The organism is Mycobacterium sp. (assembly GCF_049280035.1).
Classification (GTDB): Bacteria; Actinomycetota; Actinomycetes; order Mycobacteriales; family Mycobacteriaceae; genus Mycobacterium.
Map to the genome: position 1 here is coordinate 1 of NZ_JBAPPI010000468.1, position 1,539 is coordinate 1,539.

At 62.7% G+C, this 1,539-nt stretch carries 4 protein-coding genes; all 4 read right to left on the reverse strand.

The features are described 5' to 3' along the window. A partial coding sequence (locus WAN71_RS15440) for a MaoC/PaaZ C-terminal domain-containing protein (protein ID WP_422226166.1) occupies positions 1-250 on the reverse strand: 250 nt, incomplete at its 3' end. After that, positions 247-717, reverse strand: coding sequence for an FAS1-like dehydratase domain-containing protein (locus WAN71_RS15445; RefSeq protein ID WP_422226169.1), 471 nt, complete (start codon positions 715-717; stop codon positions 247-249). The genes WAN71_RS15440 and WAN71_RS15445, both read right to left, overlap by 4 nt. A gap of 72 nt (positions 718-789) precedes the next feature. After that, positions 790-1,215 carry a nuclear transport factor 2 family protein gene (locus WAN71_RS15450; protein ID WP_422226167.1) on the reverse strand — a complete coding sequence of 142 codons (426 nt, stop codon included), beginning with the start codon at positions 1,213-1,215 and terminating at the stop codon, positions 790-792. 14 nt (positions 1,216-1,229) lie between these two features. Then, a partial coding sequence (locus WAN71_RS15455) for an AMP-binding enzyme (protein ID WP_422226168.1) occupies positions 1,230-1,539 on the reverse strand: 310 nt, incomplete at its 5' end.

The following is a 1,539-nucleotide window of genomic DNA, read 5'->3' on the forward strand; positions in this document are numbered from 1 at the left end:
ACCTCATCTTCCGGCGCACCACCCGGCTCTCCGGCCCAGCCCAATCGGTCGCGATACGGTCGGCGAAACCGGCGAGGTGCATGGTGTTGACGAAAATCGTTGGATGTCCTTGGCTTTCGGCGTATGCGGGGTCGAAGTGGCCCGGGAAGTAATCCCACGTCGCGCCGGAGTTCATCACCACCCGCTGGTACGTGATCTCATCGCGTACCTCAGGCAAATCCACCGGAACGGTGATCCGCTCCCAATTCATGACGTACCCGGGGTGAAGCGCAACAAGGTATTCCGGTTTCTGGCCACCACCGCTCCGTCTTGGCGGGTGAAGGTGTCCAACGTCTCGACGAAATGGCCAACGCCGAGCTTGGTGTGCTTCTCCGGTGAAACCGACACCACTTCCTCGACGACGGTCAGCAGGTCGCCCTCGACGATGGGCAGCGGAAACTCGGCCTCGTTGGCCGCATTGATAAATGTGGTGCCGGGCAACGGCACTCGGAGGGCGATCGCCGACACGGGCGGTCGCCCGGTCGGCTCCCACGGCGGGGGGGTCAGCCACCCCATCAGCAACCCCGGCGGCGCCAACAATCCTCCCCAGATGCGCGCGGCGAACTCGGCATCCCAATACGACGGATTGCCATCACGTACCGTGGCGGCGAACAATTGGATCCGGGCCGCACTGACCACCGTCCCCGCAGTTCTTGGCTCGCTCGTCACCCCGACCATCCGCACGGCGTCCTCATACGTGCCGAACGCCAGCCGGTAACTGATTGGTGTCGTCAAAGGATGCCGCTTTCGTCACACCGTGAGCGAATGCCCGTTCGACACCGAATCCCATTCCAGCTCACGGGACGTGAAGTACCAGCCGCCGCGTTCGTAGATGAGTTGATCCCGATAAGCTCCGGTGGCGCGCAGAGTGGTAGCGCCATCTTCACTGACGGCGAAAAGCAGTGCGACGCAACGCTGAGTCGCGTTGACACCGTCGACGGTGATTTCGTGATCGACGGTGACCAGCCGTCCCCTGGCACCGTCGAAGGCAGCACTAAGGTTGGTGAATTCTTCACCGTCGCGGGTGAATCGGGCACCGGAGTGGCGGAATGTCGCGATCCAGCCGTTGCGGTCGCCGTCGAAATAGCATCGGTTGTGCCGTGCGGTCAGATTCAGGATGGCGTCGCGTCCCGCCGCACCGTCGAGCACGTACTGCTGCTGGTAGGTCATGGCCATTTGTTCTCCCTGTTTCACCGGCTGACGATGTATCCGTGGCTTTCTCGATCCCAGGCTCCGGGTCCGACACCCCGGGCGCGAAGAATATCCTTGCGAACCCGCCCGATAACGGTCTTTGGCAGCTCGTCGACCACCTCCACATATCGCGGCACGCAGAAGTACGGCATCCGGGCGCTGCAAAAGTCCAGCAGCTCGGCATAATCAAACGTAGCGTCCGGTTGCACCGCGACGACAAGCAGGATGTCGTCCTCACCGAGGTCGCTGGGCACACCCACCGCCGCAGCTTCGAGCACCGCCGGATGACCCAGCACAACAGTCTCGACT